The following is a 19,424-nucleotide window of genomic DNA, read 5'->3' on the forward strand; positions in this document are numbered from 1 at the left end:
TAACCGGTGAGGAAAGGGAGGACCGTATGAAACAGGTGAACAGCAAGCGCGCACTGTGGTCGATTGTGCTGGCCGGCGGCGAAGGGACGCGCGTCAGCTCCTTCGTGCAGCGCTGGCTCGGCAAGCAGAGACCCAAGCAGTTTTGCACCTTCGTCGGCACACGATCTCTGCTCCAGCATACCCTGGACCGTGCGGCGCGCCTCGCGCCAGTGGAGCGGTCCGTCCTCGTCGTCGCGCAGACCCATCGGGAGGAGACCATGGCGCAGCTGGACGGGCGCGGGGTCGGGACCCTGCTGTTCCAACCGGTCAACCGGGATACGGCGGCCGGCGTATTTCTGCCGCTGGCCTATATCCGCAAACGAGACCCTCAGGCCACCGTCGTCATCTACCCCTCCGACCACTTTGTCTATCCGGAAGAGAAGTTTCTCGACAACGTACGGGCCGCAGTTCTGGCTGCCGAGTTGCTGCGCGATCGGATCGTCTTGCTCGGGGTAGCGCCGGACCGGCTTGAGCTGGATTACGGCTGGATCTTGCCGGGGCAACGGCTTCCTCGTGCTGGAAGGAAGCTGGTCCAGACGGTTCAGAGATTCCTGGAGAAACCGCCGGCGCAACAGGCCGACGAGGCTCTGTCGAGCCATGCGCTTTGGAACACGATGGTGATGACCGCCAAGGTGGACACCCTCTGGCAACTGGGCCGGCAGTGCTTCCCTGAACTGGTGGAACGGTTCGAACGGCTTGGGCGGGCCATCGGCACGCTGGAAGAAGCTCGGGTCATGGAGGCGATTTACCGCGATATGCCGGTCAGGAATTTTTCGTCCGATCTGCTCCAGCGCGTGCCGGACCGCGTGGCGGTGACCGAGCTCATGGATGCGCTGTGGAGCGATTGGGGCAGGCCGGAACGCATCGCTGACGCGCTACGCCGGATCGACCGCACCCCGGCCTTTCCCTTAGAGGCTCTCAGCAGCCCCTTTGCGCCGATTTCCGGCACATACCCTTCTGCGGCGAGGGTCTGAGAGTGAGTGAGCATAATCGAGTGAGCGTGAATTGTATGGTGATACGTAAGCCCGCTCACAGAGCGTCTCGCCATGGATCTGATAGCGTACGACACAGCGTGGCGGTGGTCGAAGGCATTTCGCCTGAATCTATCTTGCGGAAGGACGGCTCCATGCGGAATGTGAACAGATTGGAATCTCAATGACAACACCATCAATCGATCAGCTATGCATCAACACCATTCGAACCCTGTCGATGGATGCGGTCCAAGCCGCGAACTCCGGCCATCCCGGCACGGCCATGGCCCTGGCGCCGGTCGTCTACAGTCTGTGGCAGCATGTTCTGCGTTTCGATCCCCACGATCCGATCTGGCCCAATCGCGATCGGTTCGTGCTCTCGATCGGCCATGCCTCCATGCTGCTGTATTCCATGCTGCACCTCTGCGGCGTGAAGGCGGTGAATCCGGCTTACGAAACGGTAGGGGAGTTGTCGGTCACCCTGGACGACATCAAGAAGTTTCGCCAGCTAGACAGCAAGTGCCCAGGGCATCCGGAATATCGCTGGACGTCCGGCGTGGAAACGACGACCGGCCCGTTGGGCCAAGGCGTCGCCACCAGCGTCGGCATGGCCATGGCGAGCCGATGGATGGGCGCGCAGTTCAATCGTCCGGAGTTTCAGATGATTGATTACGACGTCTACGCCCTCTGCGGCGATGGCTGCATGATGGAGGGGGTGACGGGCGAGGCGGCCTCGCTGGCCGGACATCTCAAGCTTTCGAACCTCTGTTGGATCTACGACAACAATCAGATCACGATTGAAGGCCGCACGGACTTGGCCTTCACTGAGGATGTGGCGACCCGTTTCATTGCCTACGGGTGGAATGTGACGCGGGTCGGCGATGCCAACGATTTGGCGATGCTCGACCGGGCGCTGACGGTCTTTCGCCACTGCGAGGACCGGCCGACCTTGATCATTGTCGATAGCCATATCGGCTACGGCGCTCCGCACAAGCAGGACAGCAGCGCGGCGCACGGAGAGCCGCTGGGCGAGGAAGAAATCGCGCTGGCGAAGCGACAGTACGGATGGCCGGAGGACGCACAGTTCCTCGTGCCGCCAGGCGTGCCGGAGCATTTTCAGCGCCTTATGGGCACACGCGGACGAGCGGCACGCGAACAATGGATGGTGCGGTTCACGACCTATAAGGCGCAGTATCCGGAATTGGCCGATGCGCTCTATCGGATGCAGCACCGGCAACTGCCGGATGGCTGGGATCAGGAGCTACCGGTCTTTCCAGCAGACCCGAAGGGCCTGGCAGGACGCGATGCTTCAGCACAGGTCTTGAACGCCGTGGCGCGCCGAGTGCCCTGGCTCATCGGGGGTTCGGCAGACCTCACGCCCTCTACCAAGACGCGGCTCACCGTCGAGGGCGCCGGCGATTTCTCCCCGGCCGGCTACGGCGGCCGCAATCTGCACTTCGGCGTGCGCGAACATGCCATGGGCGCGATCTTGAACGGGCTGTCCCTCTCGAAGGTGCGGGCCTTCGGGTCCGGCTTCTTAATCTTTAGCGACTATGCGAAGCCAGCCATCAGATTGAGCGCGATCATGGAGATTCCCGTCATTCATGTCTTCACGCACGACTCGATCGGCGTGGGAGAAGATGGGCCTACCCATCAGCGATCGAACAACTGGCTGCTCTGCGAGCGGTTCCAGGCCTCCTGGTTATTCGGCCGGCGGATGCCAATGAGGTAACGGAGGCCTGGCGCGTGATCATGCGGCTCCACCGTCAGCCGGCGATACTTGTCCTCAGTCGGCAGGCGCTGCCGACGTTGGACCGAACGACCTACGCCTCGGCCTCCGGCTTAGGAAAGGGCGCCTATGTGCTCGCCGACGCGCCAGGAGGCAAGCCGGAAGTCTTGCTGCTGGCGACCGGCAGCGAAGTGTCGCTTTGTGTCGCCGCCTACGAGCGACTCATCGCCGAAGGCGTCCAAGCCCGCGTGGTGAGTATGCCCTCGTGGGAACTCTTCGAGCGGCAAAGTCAGGCCTACCGAGACCAGGTACTTCCTCCGCAGGTCACGGCTCGCATTTCCGTCGAGCAAGCCGCGACGACCGGCTGGGATCGCTATATTGGCTTGGCGGGGACAAGCATCGGCATGCACACCTTCGGCGCATCGGCGCCCCTCAAGACGTTACAGCAGAAGTTTGGATTTACCCAGGAATATCTAGTCACCGTGGTTAAGGAGCAATTGGCGCACAGCCGTTCACGCAAGATGACCATCGTGTGAACCCATGAATCTTTTCAGTGAAGGGCCTGCTCGGCCGAGGCCGGACACGCATACGACGACGAGGACGAACCCTATTGAAGGAGACGATCTCATGGATCCATCACATGCCAGCGCCATGAATCCGGTGCGCGCGCTCCAAACGTTTGGGCAATCTGTCTGGCTCGATTACATCAGGCGGAGTCTTCTCGCCAGCGGGGAATTGCAACGCCTGATCGATGACGATGGATTGCGTGGCGTCACATCGAACCCCGCCATCTTCGAGAAAGCCATGACCGGCAGCACCGACTACAAGACGGCGCTGCAGGCGCTTGGCCGAAGACGGAACTTGGATGCGAAGGGGCGCTACGAGCAGTTGGCCATCGAGGATATTCAAGCCGCTGCCGATCTGATGCAGCCGGTCTATGCCAAGACGAAGCGGCGCGACGGCTATGTGAGCCTGGAGGTTTCCCCTCATCTGGCCCGAGATACGCGAGGCACGCTCGAAGAAGCGCGGCGACTATGGGACGCCGTCGGGCGCGACAATCTCATGATCAAAGTACCGGCCACCCCGGAAGGGATTCCTGCCATTGTCCAACTGATCAGTAAGGGGATCAACGTCAACGTCACGCTCCTCTTTGCGCAGGAGACGTACGCGCAAGTCGCCGAGGCCTACCTCACGGGCTTAGAACAGTTGGCGGCGCGCGGCGGCGATGTCGGGGGTGTGGCCAGCGTGGCCAGTTTTTTCGTCAGCCGTATCGATACGGCGGTCGATGCGGCGCTGGCCGCCAGGCTCAAGACGTCTACGGATGAGACGGAGCAGGCGTTACTCAAGGGCCTCCAAGGAACCGTGGCCATCGCGAATGCCAAATTAGCCTATCAACGGTACTGGAAGCTGTTCTCCGGTCCGCGCTGGGAGGCGCTGGCCAAGCGAGGAGCCATGACCCAACGGGTGCTCTGGGCCAGTACCGGCACGAAAAATCCAGCCTATCGCGACGTGATGTATGTGGAGGAACTGATCGGTCCTGACACGGTCAACACGGTTCCCCCGGCGACGTTCGAGGCCTTCCGCGATCACGGACGCCCACAGAGCCGACTCACTGAAGAGGTTGAGCAGGCAACGGACACCCTGCACAGGCTCGAACAAGCAGGGCTCTCGATCCAGGAGATCACCAACCAGCTGTTGCAGGATGGATTACAGCTGTTCAACGATGCCTTCGACACACTCCTTGCCGCCGTTGAGCAGCAGGGCAAGGCGGACGCTTCCTCCGGCGTCAATCACTACTCCTACGCCTTGCCGACGCCGCTGGCGGCTGCCGTGCAATCTTCCCTGAAGGACTGGCGCGAGGGCAATAAGGTACGCCGGCTGTGGGCTCGCGATTCGTCTCTCTGGACCGGGAAGGACGAAGGCCGATGGCTCGGCTGGCTGGGGATCACGGAAGACCAACTGGCGCAGCTCCACATGTTCACCAGCCTTGCTGAAGAGGCCACACAGGGAGGATTCACGCATGCCCTGGTCTTGGGGATGGGCGGATCAAGCCTCTGCCCCGATGTGATGAAGCTGACGTTCGGGACGCGCGAGGGCTATCCGGAGCTGCTCGTGCTGGATTCGACGGACCCGGCTCAGATCAAAGCCATCGAGGAGAAAATCAATCTCACGACGACGCTGTTTATCGTCTCGAGCAAATCCGGAGGCACCCTCGAGCCGAACATCTTCACGCAATATTTCTTCGACTTGGTTCAGCGCCAGGTTGGAGTGAAAGAGGCAGCCCGCCGGTTTATCGCGATTACCGATCCCGGATCGGCGCTGCAACAGGTGGCCGAGGCGGAGGGTTTTCGGCATCTCTTGTTCGGACTTCCGAGTATCGGAGGCCGCTATTCCGCGCTGTCGAACTTCGGTGTGGCGCCTGCCGCCATTATGGGCGTCGACGTGCCCAGATTTCTCAACCGGGCCGAGATCATGGTGCAGGCCTGCGCCTCCTCTGTACCGGTCGAGGAGAATCCCGGTCTGGTGCTCGGCACGATTCTGGGTGTGCTCGCCAGACAAGGCCGCGACAAAGTGACGATCATTGCGTCACCCGGCTTGGCATCGTTGGGTGCCTGGCTTGAGCAGCTGCTGGCCGAATCGACCGGCAAAGAGGACAAAGGGATTATCCCGGTCGATCGTGAAGCGATCGGAGCATCGGATGTCTATGGAGCAGACCGTCTATTCGTGCATATCCGGCTGCAGTCCGGGCCCGACAAGAGTCAGGACGAGGCGATCGAAAAACTTGAGCGAGCGGGACAACCGGTGGTCCGCATCTCGGTGGCCGACATGTACGATCTTGGTCAAGAGTTCTTTCGCTGGGAATTCGCCACGGCGGTGGCGGGAGCCATCCTGGGCCTCAATCCGTTCAACCAGCCGGACGTGGAAGCCAGCAAAATCGCGACCAAGCAGTTGACGTCCGAGTATGAACGAACCGGGACGCTCCCGCCGGAATCTCCGATCATGGAAGAGCAAGGAGTCACATTGTATGCCGATCCGACGTATGTCGAGATACTTAAGGCTGTGGCGGGCCAGTCCCCGTCGTTGACGAATTATCTGAGGGCCCATCTGAATCAACTGACGACCGGCAATTATTTCGCGCTGCTGGCCTATCTTGACATGAACGGCGCGCATGACGCGTGGCTCCAAGCCATCCGTCATCGCGTGCGAGACATCAAACGCGTCGCGACCTGTCTGGGCTTCGGACCCCGGTTCCTCCATTCCACAGGCCAGGCCTACAAAGGGGGGCCCGACAGCGGTGTCTTTCTTCAAATTACCTGCGAGGATGCCGCAGACCTGGCGATACCGGGACAGCGCTATACGTTCGGGATCGTCAAGGCCGCGCAGGCGCGCGGTGATTTTCATGTCTTGGCGGAGCGAGGCAGGCGGCTGTTGCGGGTGCACTTGGGCGCAGACGTGTCGGCGGGGCTGGCCATTCTCAAACGAGCGATGGAACAGGCGTTGGCCTGAGGGTGCGACCTGGGGAAACGTTGACCATGTCATGTAGGGATGTGAGCGATTCAGTCTGGAGGAAACGATGACCGAGTCACAGGCAGATGCCATCGTGCTGTTCGGCGCCACCGGCGATTTGGCGTTCAAGAAAATCTTTCCCGCCTTACAGGCGATGATCAAGCGGGGCCACTTGACCGTCCCGGTCATCGGCGTGGCCAAGGCCAATCGCGATCTTACACAACTGCGGGATCGCGTCCGTGAAAGTCTTTCCCGGCACGGCGGGGGAGTCGATGAGGCGGCGTTTGCCAAACTGGTTGAGCTGTTGCGGTATGTCGACGGCGACTACCGCGAAGACGAGACCTTTGTCCGCCTCCGCCAGGAACTCGGCGGAGCGCTGCGTCCCCTCTATTATCTGGCGATTCCGCCCAGCATGTTTCCCACGGTGATCGAGGGATTGGGCAAATCGGGCTGTTCCCGTGGCGCGAGGGTGGTGGTCGAAAAACCCTTCGGGCGGGATCTGGCGTCGGCGCAGTCGCTCAACCGCACGCTGCATACCGTCTTCGACGAATCGGCCATTTTCCGGATCGACCATTATCTGGGCAAGGAGTCGATTCAGAACCTCTTGTACTTCCGTTTTGCCAATTCGTTTCTGGAGCCGATCTGGAATCGCACGTATGTGGACAGTGTGCAGATCACGATGGCGGAACAGTTCGGCGTATCGGGCCGTGGCGGATTTTACGAAGAGACCGGCGCGCTTCGCGACGTGGTTCAGAACCACCTCCTGCAGGTCGTGGCGAATCTGGCGATGGAGCCGCCGGTCAGCGGCGCGGGGGAAGCGTTGCGCGACGAGCGCGTGAAGGTCTTCAAACGGATGCGGCCGCTCACCGGGCAGACCCTGGTGCGCGGCCAGTTTCGCGGCTACCGCGCCGAGCCAGGGGTGGCGCCTGATTCTCAAGTCGAAACCTTCGCGTCCCTGCAAGTGCATCTCGATTCGTGGCGCTGGGAAGGGGTGCCCTTCTTTGTCCGAGCCGGCAAACAGCTGCCGGTCACCGCTACGGAGGTCATCGTGACGCTGAAACGTCCGCCGCAGAACGTCTTTGGTGAGACGCTCAACGGGCCGCGCAATTACGTTCGCTTCCGGCTCGGCCCCGATCGGGTGGCGGTGGCGATCGGCGCGCGCGCCAAAATCCCCGGCGACAAGATGCTCGGAGATGAAACCGAACTCTTTGTCTCCCACCAGCGAGGCGACGAGCGGGAGGCCTACGAACGGCTGATCGGAGACGCGATGGTCGGTGATCCGTCCCTGTTCGCGCGCCAGGACGGCGTCGAGGCCAGTTGGCGCGTGGTGGATCCGATCCTGAGGATGCCCACGCCGGTCTATGAATACGACCCAGGCACCTGGGGACCGTATGAATCGCACGCCCTGATCGCGCCGTTTGGCGGGTGGCAGAGCCCGAAAGAGCACGTATGACCATTTCCCGATCGAACCAGGCGGTCGCGGTGATCGCGCGATGTCTGAAAACAAGAGAGCGAAGATTATGAAGGTCTTGGTCGTGGATGTCGGCGGGACAAGCGTCAAGATACTGGCGTCCAGACAGCGGACCGTGCGGAAGTTTCGTTCGGGACCGGAGTTGACGGCAGCGCAGATGGTGGCAGGTGTGGTGAAAGCGGCGAAGGGCTGGAGGTTCGACGCGGTCTCGATCGGATACCCGGGACCCGTGAACGGAGGGGCGCTCCTGGAGGAGCCGAAGAACCTGGGCGCCGGGTGGGTCGGATTCGATTTTGAGAAGGCCTTGGGATGTCCCGTCAAGGTGATCAACGATGCGGCCATGCAGGCTCTAGGCAGTTATGAGGGAGGCAGGATGCTTTTCCTCGGCCTGGGCACGGGACTGGGGTCGGCGCTGATTGCCGACCAGGTGATCATGCCGATGGAGCTCGCCCATTTACCGTACAAGAAAGGCAGAACCTTCGAGGACTATGTGGGGCTCCGTGGACTCGAGCGACTCGGCAAGAAGAAATGGTGGCGGGCGGTTGACGATGTCGTCAGCCGGTTGCGCGCGGCGCTGGTGGCCGACTATGTCGTGCTGGGCGGAGGCAATGCGAAACACCTGGCGTCACTCCCGGACGGCGCCCGTCTCGGCGACAATGCCCATGCGTTCACCGGCGGGCGGCGACTGTGGGAGGAGAGAGGGACATGAAGGCGAAGACACCGCGACAGGGAACGGCGAAGAAGACGAAGGCACAACGGGTTGTCTTTCTGCTCGATGTCGACAATACGCTGCTCGACAACGATCGAGTGGCCGCCGATCTTCGGCGGTATCTCAAACAGGAAGTCGGATCTGCGTGCGAGCGGCATTACTGGACGATTTTCGAGCAACTGCGTGCGGAACTCGGCTATGCCGACTACCTCGGGGCTCTGCAGCGGTACCGGATCGAGCATGTCCACGATCACAACCTGTTGGCGATTTCGTCGTACCTGGTGAACTATCCCTTTGCGAACCGGCTCTATCCGAACTCGCTGGACGTGGTGGAACGGTGCAGAGAATGGGGAACGCCCGTCATTCTGTCCGACGGAGATGTGGTGTTCCAGCCGCGCAAGGTCGAGCGTTCGGGGCTGTTCGAAGCGGTCGAGGGCCACGTCTTGATCTACATCCATAAAGAACACGAGCTGGATGCGGTCGAGCGCCGCTATCCCGCCGATCATTATGTGCTGGTGGACGACAAGCTCCGTATCCTAACAGCAGTCAAGCAAGCCTGGGGACCACGGGTGACGACCGTATTCCCATGCCAGGGACATTATGCCAGCGATCCGGCCATCCTTGCGGCGTTTCCCTCGGCAGACATCAGTCTGGGCCGCATCGGGGATCTGCTTGAATACGATCTGTGTGAGTTAGTCTCCGCCGGTCAGCATTATAAGAATAAACCCATGAGGAAGAAGGCAAGCGTGCAAAGAATCCTTACCCGCAGAACCAACGCACGTCGAGCCATCATGAAGAGGGCTCGACACTGAGACACGTTTCTGCAATGCAAATAGTTCATTGGCGACACAAGCGCGGCGGATAGGCCGGCGCAGAAGGAGCGAGACTCATGCAATTGGGAATGATCGGCCTCGGGAAAATGGGGGCCAATATGGTTCGGCGGTTGATGCGGGGTGGCCATCAGTGCGTCGTGTTCGACGTGAATCCGGAGCATGTCCAGCGGCTCGTGGCTGAAGGCGCCGTCGGGGCTGCTTCCCTGGACGATCTGGTCAGCCGATTGACCGCGCCGCGAGCGGTGTGGGTGATGGTGCCGGCGGGAGAGGCCACTGAAACGACCGTGCAGGCTCTTGGCCAACGGCTTGAGCCGAACGACATCGTCATCGACGGAGGAAACTCCTACTTCAAAGACGATGTCCGGCGCGCCACGTCTCTTAAGAACCGGAGCATCCACTATGTCGACGCCGGCACGAGCGGTGGAACATGGGGATTGGACCGAGGCTATTGCCTGATGATCGGCGGGCCGAAACCGGCCGTGGAACATCTCGATCCAATCTTCCGCACGCTGGCCCCCGGCCGGGGCGATCTTCCACGTACTCCAGGTCGGAGCACGGTTACGGGTACGGCGGAGGAAGGGTATTTGTACTGCGGCCCCTCTGGCGCCGGGCATTTCGTCAAGATGGTGCATAACGGGATTGAGTACGGCCTGATGCAGGCCTATGCCGAAGGCTTCGATATCTTTCGTCATGCTAATTCGGAGAACCTTCCTCAGGACATGCGGTATGACTTGAATCTGCCCGACATTGCCGAAGTCTGGCGGCGGGGCAGCGTGGTGGGATCGTGGCTGCTGGATTTGACCGCGGCGGCGCTGGCGGAGAACCCAGACCTCTCGAATTTTACCGGCGCGGTTGAAGATTCCGGTGAAGGACGTTGGACTGTCATGGCGGCCATCGAAGAGGGGGTCCGAGCGGATGTCCTCTCCGCGTCGTTGTATACGAGATTCCGTTCGCGCCAAGACCATTCGTTTGCCGAGAAGGTGCTCTCCGCGATGCGCTACCAATTCGGCGGCCATGTCGAACGGCCGCGACAGTAAAGAGGAATGGCCCACGCGATTTCGCCGGCAGGCGGCCATATTGTTCTTGCGAAGGAGTGACTCATGAAAGCGATTGCCGTGATTCCCGGGCAGGCCAACAGTGTGCATCTGGCCGATATTCCCAATCCACGCCTCACCGATATTCCTGATGGGCGCGGGGTCCTGGTGAAAGTGTTGCGTGTCGGCGTCGATGGGACAGACAAGGACATCAATGCGGCCGAGTATGGCGCAGCGCCTCCGGGCGAACAGATTCTGGTCATTGGCCACGAAAGTTTCGGCGTCGTCGAGGCGGTTGGTTCGAACGTGATGGATCTGGCGCCGGGCGATTTTGTCGTGGCGACGGTGCGCCGTCCCGGCACCAGCCTGTACGACCAGATCGGAACCTACGATATGACGACGGATGACCAGTATTTCGAACGCGGCATCAATCTACGCCATGGGTTCCTGACGGAATATTATGTGGACGATGCGGAGTATATCGTCAAGGTTCCGCCGGGGTTGAAGGGAGAGGGTGTTCTGCTCGAACCGACCAGCGTTATTGAAAAAGGGATCGCCCAGGCCTTTGAGATACAGCGACGGCTGCGTGTTTGGCGACCGAAGCGGGCGGCGGTACTGGGAGCGGGGCCCATCGGACTACTGGCCACCATGGCGCTGCGCTTGAAAGGCATCCAGGTCTGCACATTCGCGCTCTCGAAACCGCCTTATTTGAACTCCGATCTCGTCAAAGAAATTGGCGGCTGCTATCACAGTACGAAGGATCTTTCCCTCTCAGCGGCCGCACACGACCATGGACCCTACGATCTCATTTTCGAAGCCACCGGTGTGGCATCGCTAGTTTTTGAGGCGATGAACATTCTCGGGAAAAACGGTGTCTTGGTGTTATCGGGGGTATCGGGAGGGGGACGGTCCGTCGAGGTACCGGGGGATCGCATCAATCTCGGATTTGTTCTGGGCAACAAAGTGGTCGTGGGAACGGTGAATGCCAATCGCGAATACTTTGAAATGGGAGTCAAAGATTTGGCCCATGCGCAGCTGCAGTGGCCTGGTTGGCCAGCGAAGCTCTTGACCCATCCCATCCAAGGGCTGGATCGATATCAGGACATGATGCGCACCCTGACGGACACGAAAGGCGCCATTAAGGTGTTCGTGAATGTGGCTCCGTTTCCCAATTGAGTGGCGAGGCCGGCGCTGGTCTCAAGCGGCGCCCCTGAAGCGACAGCCCGCATTCTCCATGCTTTTCCTGCATCTTGCTACAGAGGGAACGAACCACGTCATCCAAGCCTATGAAGTCCATGTCGAAAAAACGCATCTCGCCCAACGCTGCTCCGCAGCCCATCACAACGCGGAAGGATCCACAGCCGCCTCAGACATCCGCTAAGGCACGTTCCAAGGCAAAGGGGAAGACAGCCCCGCGCGCAACATCGTTCGCTTCGATTAGTGAAGAGCAGCGGTTGGAGGAATCCCGATTGCGGACCGTATATTGGAAGCGGTGGGGGCCGTACCTGAGCGAGCGGCAATGGGGCACCGTCCGTGAAGATTATAGTCCTGACGGCACTGCCTGGGAGTTTTTCCCGCACGATCATGCCCGTTCTCGGGTGTATCGGTGGGGAGAAGACGGCCTCGGAGGCATTTCCGACCGCCACCAAAAAATCTGCCTGGCTTTCGCCCTTTGGAATGGCCGTGATCCCATTTTGAAAGAACGTCTGTTCGGCCTCACTGGCAACGAAGGCAACCATGGGGAAGATGTCAAGGAAGCGTATTTTTATCTCGATTCCACGCCGACGCATTCCTACATGAAGTTTCTCTATAAATATCCGCAAACTGAATTCCCTTACGCCAAGCTCGTCGAAGAAAACCGGCGGCGCGGGAAACAGGATCGGGAATATGAACTCCGTGATACCGGTGTGTTCGACGACAATCGCTACTTCGATGTCTTTATCGAATATGCCAAGGCCTCCCATGAGGATATCCTGATTCTCATCACCGTCCACAATCGAGGACCGGAGGCGGCCGATCTGCACCTGCTCCCCACCCTCTGGTTCCGCAACACCTGGTCGTGGGGAGACCAGTCCTACCGTCCCATACTCAAACGGGACAACGCCTTAGGCGATGCCATGGTGATCAACGTAGATCATGAGCAATATGGTCCTCGCTGGCTGTTGTGCGATGCCACTCCTGAACTGTTGTTTGCGGAAAATGAAACCAACGTGCAGCGCTTATGGGGCATGGCGAATGCCACGCCGTACGTGAAAGACGCGTTTCACGACTATGTCATCCATGGCAAGGCGGACGCCGTCAACCCTCAGGGTGTCGGGACCAAGGCGGCCGCGCATTATCATGCCCTAATTCCTCCGGGAGAACAGGCGACCTATCGACTGCGGTTGACGAACAAGCCACCGACCGACGGGATGCAGGGAGAAGAATTCGACAGGATCTTTGCTGCGAGAAAACAGGAAGCCGACGAATTCTATGCCGCCCGGGCGCCTCATAGCCTGTCGAAGGACGGTTGCAATATTCAGCGGCAGGCCTTTGCAGGTCTTCTATGGAGCAAGCAATTTTATCATTACGACGTGCGGACATGGCTGCGCGGCGATCCGGCCGGCCCGATTCCTCCCGAGGGACATCGTCAGGGACGAAACCGTGAGTGGCAACATTTGCATAACGAAGACATCCTCTCCATGCCGGACAAATGGGAATATCCCTGGTATGCCGCCTGGGATTTGGCCTTTCATTGCATTCCTCTGGCCCTTGTCGATCCTGATTTTGCCAAGGAACAGCTCGTCCTCCTTTTGCGCGAATGGTACATGCATCCCAACGGGCAAATTCCCGCCTATGAATGGGCCTTCGGCGATGTGAATCCTCCCGTCCATGCCTGGGCTGCCTGGCGCGTGTACAAGATCGAAAAACGCCTCCGCGGCAAGGGCGATCGCACCTTTTTGGCCCGGGTGTTTCAAAAGCTCTTGTTGAACTTCACCTGGTGGGTCAATCGCAAGGATGCGGAAGGCCGGAATATTTTCCAAGGCGGGTTCTTAGGCTTCGACAACATCGGCCTCTTCGATCGTTCCGCGCCATTGCCTATGGGCGGGCATATCGATCAGTCGGACGGCACGAGTTGGATGGGGATGTATTGCCTGAACATGCTTGCCATCGCGCTGGAGCTGGGGCAAGAAGATCAGGCCTATGCCGATATGGCCAGCAAATTCCTGGAGCATTTCGTGCACATCTCGCACGCCATCAACCATCGTGGCGAGGATGGGTTGTCCCTCTGGGACGAGGACGACGGATTTTACTATGACGTCCTGCATTTCCCGGATGGCCATCATCAGCAAATGAAAGTGCGGTCCATGGTCGGATTGCTCCCGCTCTTTGCCGTCGAGACTCTGGAGCCGGACGTGGTGGACGCGCTGCCGGATTTCAAGCGGCGGATGATGTGGTTTATCGAGAATCAGCCGGAGTTCCGCCGCCACGTGAGCACCACCACGTTACCGGACGGGTCAGTGCGCCGGATGTTGTCCATCGTCGATCCGGAGCGACTCCCACGAGTGTTGCGGTACCTCTTGGATGAAGGAGAGTTTCTTTCCCCCTACGGGGTTCGCGCCCTCTCCAAATATCATCGCGACCATCCCTACCGGCTTCACATTGATGGAACCGAGCACCGCATCGACTATGAACCGGCGGAATCGACGACGGGCCTCTTCGGAGGGAATTCGAATTGGCGAGGGCCCATCTGGTTCCCCGTGAATTATCTGTTGATCGAGTCGCTCCAGAAGTTCCATCATTTTCTCGGCGACTCGTTCACGGTCGATTGCCCGACGGACTCGGGACAATCCCGCACCTTGTGGCAAGTGGCTGCGGAACTGTCCCGGCGCCTGAACCATATTTTCCTCCGTGATGGCACCGGTCAACGACCGGTGGATGGAGGGCTTGACATGCTTCGCCATGACCCCTACTGGCGCGACCTCATCCAATTCCATGAATACTTTCATGGGGAGACCGGCGCAGGACTGGGAGCCAGTCATCAAACCGGGTGGACGGGGTTGGTCGCCAAATTGCTCGAACAATCGGGAGAATAATGGAAGACCGCCTGACGGCGCCCAGCCCTGTGCGCTCACTGAGGGGCGCGTCATGGGGCCAGCGCTGGAACGGTGCGAGAAGCGGAATGCGGGACGCGCTTAGACGCCACTGGCCGGAATATCTTATGGAAGCAGCCGGGCTGGGACTGTTCATGCTGTCTGCCGTCGTGTTTGCGACCGTGATGGAGCATCCTTCGTCGCCTGTTCGGGCCGCCATCGATAATCCGTTGTATCGCCGCATTCCCATGGGCCTGGCGATGGGGCTCACGGCTATCGGCATTATCTACTCGCCGTGGGGCAAGCGGTCTGGCGCGCACATCAATCCGGCAGTCACACTGACATTTTATCGATTGGGAAAGATGACGCGGTGGGACGCCATCTTGTATGTCCTGGCTCAGTGTGCGGGCGGCCTCGTGGGCGTGGGACTGCCCGCATTGTTTATCGGCAACTACATGGCGCACCCTTCCGTGAATTACGTCGTCACCGTCCCGGGGGACAGTGGAGTGGTTGTCGCCTTCATGGCGGAACTTGCGATCGCCTTTATCCTCATGGTTGTCCTATTGATAGCCATGAATCACGATCGTTTGGCTCCCTTGACGGGACTCTTTGCCGGCCTATTAGTGGCGGCCTACGTCATCGTCGAAGCCCCCTTCTCGGGGTTTGGCATGAATCCGGCGAGAACGTTCGCGTCAGCGCTGCCGGCGTGGCAATGGACCGGATTTTGGCTGTACATGATTGCGCCCCCCGCGGGCATGCTTCTGGCCGCGGAGTTGTATGTGCGGATCAAGGGGCTTGGCGCAGTGATCTGCGCCAAGCTGCACCACAGCCATGCCACGCGATGCATTTTCCACTGTGGCTATACGGCGGTCCTGACGTGAAGGTACGAGATACAGTCCAGTGAGGTGTGTCTATGTCGAGCGACCATCATTATGACGTCATCATCATTGGCACGGGCGCAGGCGGCGGGACGCTGGCCCATCATATGGCCTTCTCCGGCAAACGTATCCTGCTTCTAGAGCGAGGCGGATACCTGCCACGCGAAAAAGACAATTGGGACTCGAGGTCTGTCTTCGTAGAGAATCGGTACAAGGCGACTTGTAACTGGGAAGATAAAGAGGGAGAGATATTCCATCCGGGGATTCATTATTATGTTGGTGGCAATACCAAAGTGTACGGCGCCGCCTTGCTGCGCTTTCGCAAGGAAGATTTCGGAGCGATTCGGCATCATGGTGGGATCTCACCAGCCTGGCCGATTGCCTATGAGGATCTCGAACCCTACTACACCAAGGCCGAGCACCTCTATCAGGTTCATGGCGAGCATGGCATCGATCCGACCGGCCCGCCAGTCAGCGCACAGTACCGCTACCCACCCGTAAAACATGAGCCACGGATTCAGGAATTACATGATGACTTGAAGCGGATGGGACACCACCCTTTTCCCCTTCCCTTGGGGATTCGCTTGAATGAAGACCGCCCAGATGCGAGTCCCTGTATTCGGTGCAACACCTGCGATGGTTACCCCTGTTTGGTGAACGCCAAATCCGATGCGCAAATTACGTGCGTCGACCCGGCGTTGACTCATTCCACGGTGACCCTCTTGACGCATGCCTATGTATCCCGGTTGGAGGTCAGTCCTTCCGGGCGGGAAATCACAAAGGTGCATGTGACTCGTGATGGAGCGTCTGAGGAATATACGGCGGGCATTGTGGTGGTGTCCTGCGGGGCCATCAACTCAGCGGCACTCCTCTTGCGGTCGGCGAACGACAAGCATCCAAGGGGTATGGCTAACTCCTCGGACGCGGTAGGACGTTTTTATATGTGCCATAACAACAGCGCACTCCTAGCGTTGTCGAAACACGAGAATCCCACTGTGTTTCAAAAAACTCTGGCGATCAACGACTTCTACTTTCGCGCCGACGATTGGGATTACCCACTCGGGCACATACAGATGCTTGGGAAATCTGACCTCGAACAGCTACGCTCCGGCGCTCCGGCGTTCGCGCCTGGAATGGTGCTGGATCAGATGGCCAAACATTCCATCGACTTCTGGCTGACCTCTGAGGACCTTCCGGACCCCGATAACCGTGTCCTGCTGAACAAGCAAGGTGAGATCTCCCTGCATTACACGGTGAACAACGATGAAGGCCACGCACGGCTTACGGCCAAACTGAAAGATATGCTGAGCGCACTCGGTTGCGAGAAGCACCTGATCCCGACGTCACTCTACTTAGGCAAGAGAATTCCGCTCGCAGGGACGGCGCATCAGAACGGAACGATCCGGTTCGGGACCGATCCCAAAACGTCGGCCCTGGATGTGAACTGCAAGGCGCACGATCTGGACAATTTATACGTGGTGGATGGCAGTTTCTTCGTGTCCAGCACCGCAGTGAACCCTTCCTTGACGATCATGGCGAATGCCATGCGGGTGGGAGATCACATCTTGGAGAGGCTTGGAGCTCACCTGCCATGACGCTCCCCCCAGCCGGCTGCAGGATGTTCGATGAAAGAGAATAACCGTTCCCCCAGCAGGACTATCGTGAGAAGTGACATACATAACAGAGGTCGCCTTGCTATGCGGTACAAATTTGGCGGCCCTGTCGAATTGGCTCGCGACTCAAGAAGGGCGATAGTGCGTCGAGGGGGAGGGCGAACTTCGGACTAAGGGGATGGGCTGGAGATAAGCTGATAGGATGCCGGTCGAGTGGGGTGCGAAAACCAGTTCAGCCGAGGAGCCTGGACAACCCCTTCTCGCTCAGAATGGTAATCGTCCTGCCATCCATTTGAATGAGGCCGTCGTCTCTGAATTGTCCCATGGTGGTGCTGACGGTTTCACGGCTGCAGCCGATCAGATTGGCCATTTCCTGGTGGGTCAACTTTACTTTGAGACGGACACCTTGCTTGTCCGCAGCTCCTTCGGTTTTGCCCAGCTCCGAGAGCAAGTGGGCCAGACGAGCTGGCACCTCGCGAAAGACGAGATCTTCAACGCGGCTCTGGATTTTCTTGAGCCGCAGGCCGATCAGCTTGGTTAGTTTGATCGTCACGTTGGGATGCATGGCCAAGTACTGATCGAAATCCTTCCGTGGAATCACACAAATGAGCGCATCATCGAGAGTCTCGGCCGATGTCGAGCGAGGAGCGTCTTGCAGCACGTCGAGTTCTCCAAAGACATCTCCCGCCTCTAAGATCTCGAAGGTCACTTCTTTTCCGTTGGGCGCCGTGTTGGCAATTTTCACGCGCCCTCGCTTGAGGAGGTACACACTGCTGCTCGGGTCTCCAGGAAGGTACAAGGGCTGCCGCTTCTTGACCTCCTCCATGCGAGTGATCTTTTCCATCTCCTGCATCTCAGATGGAGAAATCCCGTCGAACAAATGAATGTGCTTGAGGTACCAGAGTTTGTTCGGGATGATTTGCGAATGGTCCATAGAGTCAACTCACGTGAGGAGTCCCTAGGTTACTCAGGCAGGCACGGTAAAGCAATAGGTCTGTCCCGTCGGAGGTGAGTGGAAGACCATGGCTTCAGGGGTGTGCACATAAGCCGCGCCTCATGCTCCCTGAGTGTCGGCAGAGGCAGCGATCTTCTATCTACATAAAGAAAGGCCACGGAACTGTAAGGTGGCTTACAGTTCTGGTGAACCTACTGCGGCATGGCTTCCCCGGTTATGAGGGTGGGGAACGGATTAGGAAAGAGTAAATGATGAGTAGGCCTATGATAATCGGGTTGCTGGTGCTTGCCGGCGTCAGTCTGCTGGGCGCTGGCCGAGCGTTTTCCCAAGAACGCACCATCCAGGCATCCCCCGCGATGACGATGGGAATCCTGCAGGGGATTCTCAATGAGACGGTAGGGGATCTTAGGGGAGAGAGCGGCCAATGGCGATTCACCTATGCTGGTGTTGAGATGGCGTTGCTCGCCAGCTTGCCGCACGACCGCATGCGGATCGTCGCGCCGATCGGACCGGAGGCCCAACTGACGGACCAGCAGCGGAAGCGGATGCTGGATGCCAACTTCCACTCCGCGCTGGATGTGCGCTACGCGACGAGCAATGGCCTCGTCTATGCGGCCTATATTCATCCCCTGTCGCCCCTCCGTCGAGAAGAGGTGCAATCGGCTCTGCGGCAGGTGGCCGAACTCGTGAAGACATTCGGAAGCACCTATTCCAGCGGCGAACTCTCGTTCGGACAAGCACGCCCTTCAGCCCCTCGGGCACCTCGAACGCAGCAGTCACCCGTCTATTAACCTTCCCTATCGGTGATGATAGCGGAGGCGGCATCCATTCCGATACAATCACCGCATGCTGTTTACCCCTCTCTTTCACGGAGGACGCAGGCCTTGCCCACACAGGCTCATCGATTCAAGAAACGAATAGTCTTCGCGTCGCTCGCATGTCTCGTGATCCTCGTGATTGCGAGCCTCGTCTGGCTTACAAATCGTTACAGCGCCAGGACTCCGCAAGCTGTTGCCCTTACGGCATTCTCGAAAGACGCCTATCCCGAAAATCCGGAGAAGACGAGCCAGGTCTTCGGCACGTATTCTCACCGGCAATTGATTGTCGAACAACTCGACGGCACCCGCTTTCGCATTCGTCTGGAACCCGCCACGCCGCAGGCTGCGGCCATCGAGCTCACCGATGTCGATCTCGCGCATTTCGTTGCGGCAGTTCCCCCTTGGGCCAAAAGCGACATGGATTTGACGAAAATCGGGTTGATCGACCGAGAATGGAACCGGCAACAGGTCCGATTCACTCGACCCTCACCCCATCTTGACGTACGCGAAGGCGGAGACGGGTTCGAGCAGCGGGCACTGACCCGTGTGGATCTCGCTCGCAACTGTTTGAACGCGGGCTTGTGGGAACTCTTGCTCTTCACGACAGAGGATGGCGAAGAGCGGGTCTACGAGCACCTCTGGTTCACGTTCCCGCTAGGAGCCTGTCCGAGTAATGGCTGACCATGCGTGACAAGACGTAGATTCACGGCAGGACCAGCAGCGATTCGGTCCGCCGCCGAAGGGTGTGGCCGATACGTGTGCCAATGAGTGGAATTGTGATCGGTTTGGGGGGA

15 protein-coding genes are annotated in these 19,424 nt (G+C 59.2%); 14 read left to right on the forward strand and 1 reads right to left on the reverse strand.

Annotated elements, in window-relative coordinates; all coding sequences use genetic code 11:
• Nucleotides 1–26 precede the first annotated feature (26 nt).
• The 12 genes from Q8N04_19805 (at nt 27) to Q8N04_19860 (ending at nt 16,839) form a co-directional block, all read left to right on the forward strand.
• Nucleotides 27–1,013 carry a sugar phosphate nucleotidyltransferase gene (locus Q8N04_19805; GenBank protein ID MDP3092923.1) on the forward strand — a complete coding sequence of 329 codons (987 nt, stop codon included), beginning with the start codon at nt 27–29 and terminating at the stop codon, nt 1,011–1,013.
• Nucleotides 1,014–1,194: 181 nt separating this feature from the next.
• On the forward strand, nt 1,195–2,742 hold the full coding sequence (locus tag Q8N04_19810; protein MDP3092924.1) for a transketolase: 1,548 nt from the start codon (nt 1,195–1,197) through the stop codon (nt 2,740–2,742).
• A 20-nt stretch (nt 2,743–2,762) separates the two neighbouring features.
• Complete coding sequence (locus Q8N04_19815; protein ID MDP3092925.1) at nt 2,763–3,275, forward strand: transketolase C-terminal domain-containing protein; 513 nt, start codon at nt 2,763–2,765, stop codon at nt 3,273–3,275.
• A gap of 91 nt (nt 3,276–3,366) precedes the next feature.
• Nucleotides 3,367–6,246 (forward strand): bifunctional transaldolase/phosoglucose isomerase, encoded by a 2,880-nt coding sequence (locus Q8N04_19820; GenBank protein MDP3092926.1) that lies wholly within the window; start codon nt 3,367–3,369, stop codon nt 6,244–6,246.
• A gap of 67 nt (nt 6,247–6,313) precedes the next feature.
• Nucleotides 6,314–7,699 carry a glucose-6-phosphate dehydrogenase gene (gene zwf / locus Q8N04_19825; GenBank protein MDP3092927.1) on the forward strand — a complete coding sequence of 462 codons (1,386 nt, stop codon included), beginning with the start codon at nt 6,314–6,316 and terminating at the stop codon, nt 7,697–7,699.
• A gap of 67 nt (nt 7,700–7,766) precedes the next feature.
• Nucleotides 7,767–8,426, forward strand: a complete 660-nt coding sequence (locus tag Q8N04_19830) for an ROK family protein (protein ID MDP3092928.1) — start codon at nt 7,767–7,769, stop codon at nt 8,424–8,426.
• On the forward strand, nt 8,423–9,238 hold the full coding sequence (locus Q8N04_19835) for an HAD family hydrolase (protein ID MDP3092929.1): 816 nt from the start codon (nt 8,423–8,425) through the stop codon (nt 9,236–9,238). Before Q8N04_19830 ends, Q8N04_19835 begins: the two co-directional genes overlap by 4 nt.
• Before the next feature lie 77 nt (nt 9,239–9,315).
• Complete coding sequence (gene gnd / locus Q8N04_19840) at nt 9,316–10,296, forward strand: decarboxylating 6-phosphogluconate dehydrogenase (GenBank protein MDP3092930.1); 981 nt, start codon at nt 9,316–9,318, stop codon at nt 10,294–10,296.
• 63 nt (nt 10,297–10,359) lie between these two features.
• Nucleotides 10,360–11,469 carry a glucose 1-dehydrogenase gene (locus Q8N04_19845; GenBank protein MDP3092931.1) on the forward strand — a complete coding sequence of 370 codons (1,110 nt, stop codon included), beginning with the start codon at nt 10,360–10,362 and terminating at the stop codon, nt 11,467–11,469.
• A gap of 293 nt (nt 11,470–11,762) precedes the next feature.
• The gene (locus Q8N04_19850) at nt 11,763–14,369 is read left to right on the forward strand and encodes a glucosidase (protein MDP3092932.1); all 2,607 of its coding nucleotides are present in this window, start codon (nt 11,763–11,765) and stop codon (nt 14,367–14,369) included.
• A 125-nt stretch (nt 14,370–14,494) separates the two neighbouring features.
• On the forward strand, nt 14,495–15,247 hold the full coding sequence (locus tag Q8N04_19855) for an aquaporin (GenBank protein ID MDP3092933.1): 753 nt from the start codon (nt 14,495–14,497) through the stop codon (nt 15,245–15,247).
• A 32-nt stretch (nt 15,248–15,279) separates the two neighbouring features.
• Nucleotides 15,280–16,839: a GMC family oxidoreductase gene (locus Q8N04_19860; protein ID MDP3092934.1), complete on the forward strand. Its 1,560-nt coding sequence runs from the start codon at nt 15,280–15,282 to the stop codon at nt 16,837–16,839.
• A gap of 250 nt (nt 16,840–17,089) precedes the next feature.
• On the opposite strand, the gene Q8N04_19865 is transcribed toward Q8N04_19860, so the two are convergent.
• The gene (locus Q8N04_19865) at nt 17,090–17,791 is read right to left on the reverse strand and encodes a Crp/Fnr family transcriptional regulator (protein MDP3092935.1); all 702 of its coding nucleotides are present in this window, start codon (nt 17,789–17,791) and stop codon (nt 17,090–17,092) included.
• 284 nt (nt 17,792–18,075) lie between these two features.
• On the opposite strand from Q8N04_19865, the gene Q8N04_19870 reads away from it, so the two are divergent.
• Entirely contained in the window at nt 18,076–18,603 is a 528-nt protein-coding gene (locus tag Q8N04_19870) for a hypothetical protein (GenBank protein ID MDP3092936.1), read from the forward strand.
• A gap of 93 nt (nt 18,604–18,696) precedes the next feature.
• The gene (locus tag Q8N04_19875) at nt 18,697–19,311 is read left to right on the forward strand and encodes a hypothetical protein (protein MDP3092937.1); all 615 of its coding nucleotides are present in this window, start codon (nt 18,697–18,699) and stop codon (nt 19,309–19,311) included.
• The last annotated feature ends 113 nt before the right edge of the window (nt 19,312–19,424 follow it).

Origin of the sequence: Nitrospira sp., from assembly GCA_030692565.1 — a bacterium.
Lineage (GTDB): Bacteria > Nitrospirota > Nitrospiria > Nitrospirales > Nitrospiraceae > Nitrospira_D.

Coding starts and splice junctions, on each gene's coding strand:
- Q8N04_19860 (MDP3092934.1), top strand. CDS start 15,280: ATGTCGAGCGACCATCATTATGACGTCATCATCATTGGCACGGGCGCA.
- Q8N04_19805 (MDP3092923.1), top strand. CDS start 27: ATGAAACAGGTGAACAGCAAGCGCGCACTGTGGTCGATTGTGCTGGCC.
- Q8N04_19835 (MDP3092929.1), top strand. CDS start 8,423: ATGAAGGCGAAGACACCGCGACAGGGAACGGCGAAGAAGACGAAGGCA.
- Q8N04_19865 (MDP3092935.1), bottom strand. CDS start 17,791: ATGGACCATTCGCAAATCATCCCGAACAAACTCTGGTACCTCAAGCAC.
- gnd (MDP3092930.1), top strand. CDS start 9,316: ATGCAATTGGGAATGATCGGCCTCGGGAAAATGGGGGCCAATATGGTT.
- Q8N04_19810 (MDP3092924.1), top strand. CDS start 1,195: ATGACAACACCATCAATCGATCAGCTATGCATCAACACCATTCGAACC.
- Q8N04_19855 (MDP3092933.1), top strand. CDS start 14,495: ATGGAAGCAGCCGGGCTGGGACTGTTCATGCTGTCTGCCGTCGTGTTT.
- Q8N04_19830 (MDP3092928.1), top strand. CDS start 7,767: ATGAAGGTCTTGGTCGTGGATGTCGGCGGGACAAGCGTCAAGATACTG.
- zwf (MDP3092927.1), top strand. CDS start 6,314: ATGACCGAGTCACAGGCAGATGCCATCGTGCTGTTCGGCGCCACCGGC.
- Q8N04_19815 (MDP3092925.1), top strand. CDS start 2,763: ATGCGGCTCCACCGTCAGCCGGCGATACTTGTCCTCAGTCGGCAGGCG.
- Q8N04_19870 (MDP3092936.1), top strand. CDS start 18,076: ATGATAATCGGGTTGCTGGTGCTTGCCGGCGTCAGTCTGCTGGGCGCT.
- Q8N04_19820 (MDP3092926.1), top strand. CDS start 3,367: ATGGATCCATCACATGCCAGCGCCATGAATCCGGTGCGCGCGCTCCAA.
- Q8N04_19845 (MDP3092931.1), top strand. CDS start 10,360: ATGAAAGCGATTGCCGTGATTCCCGGGCAGGCCAACAGTGTGCATCTG.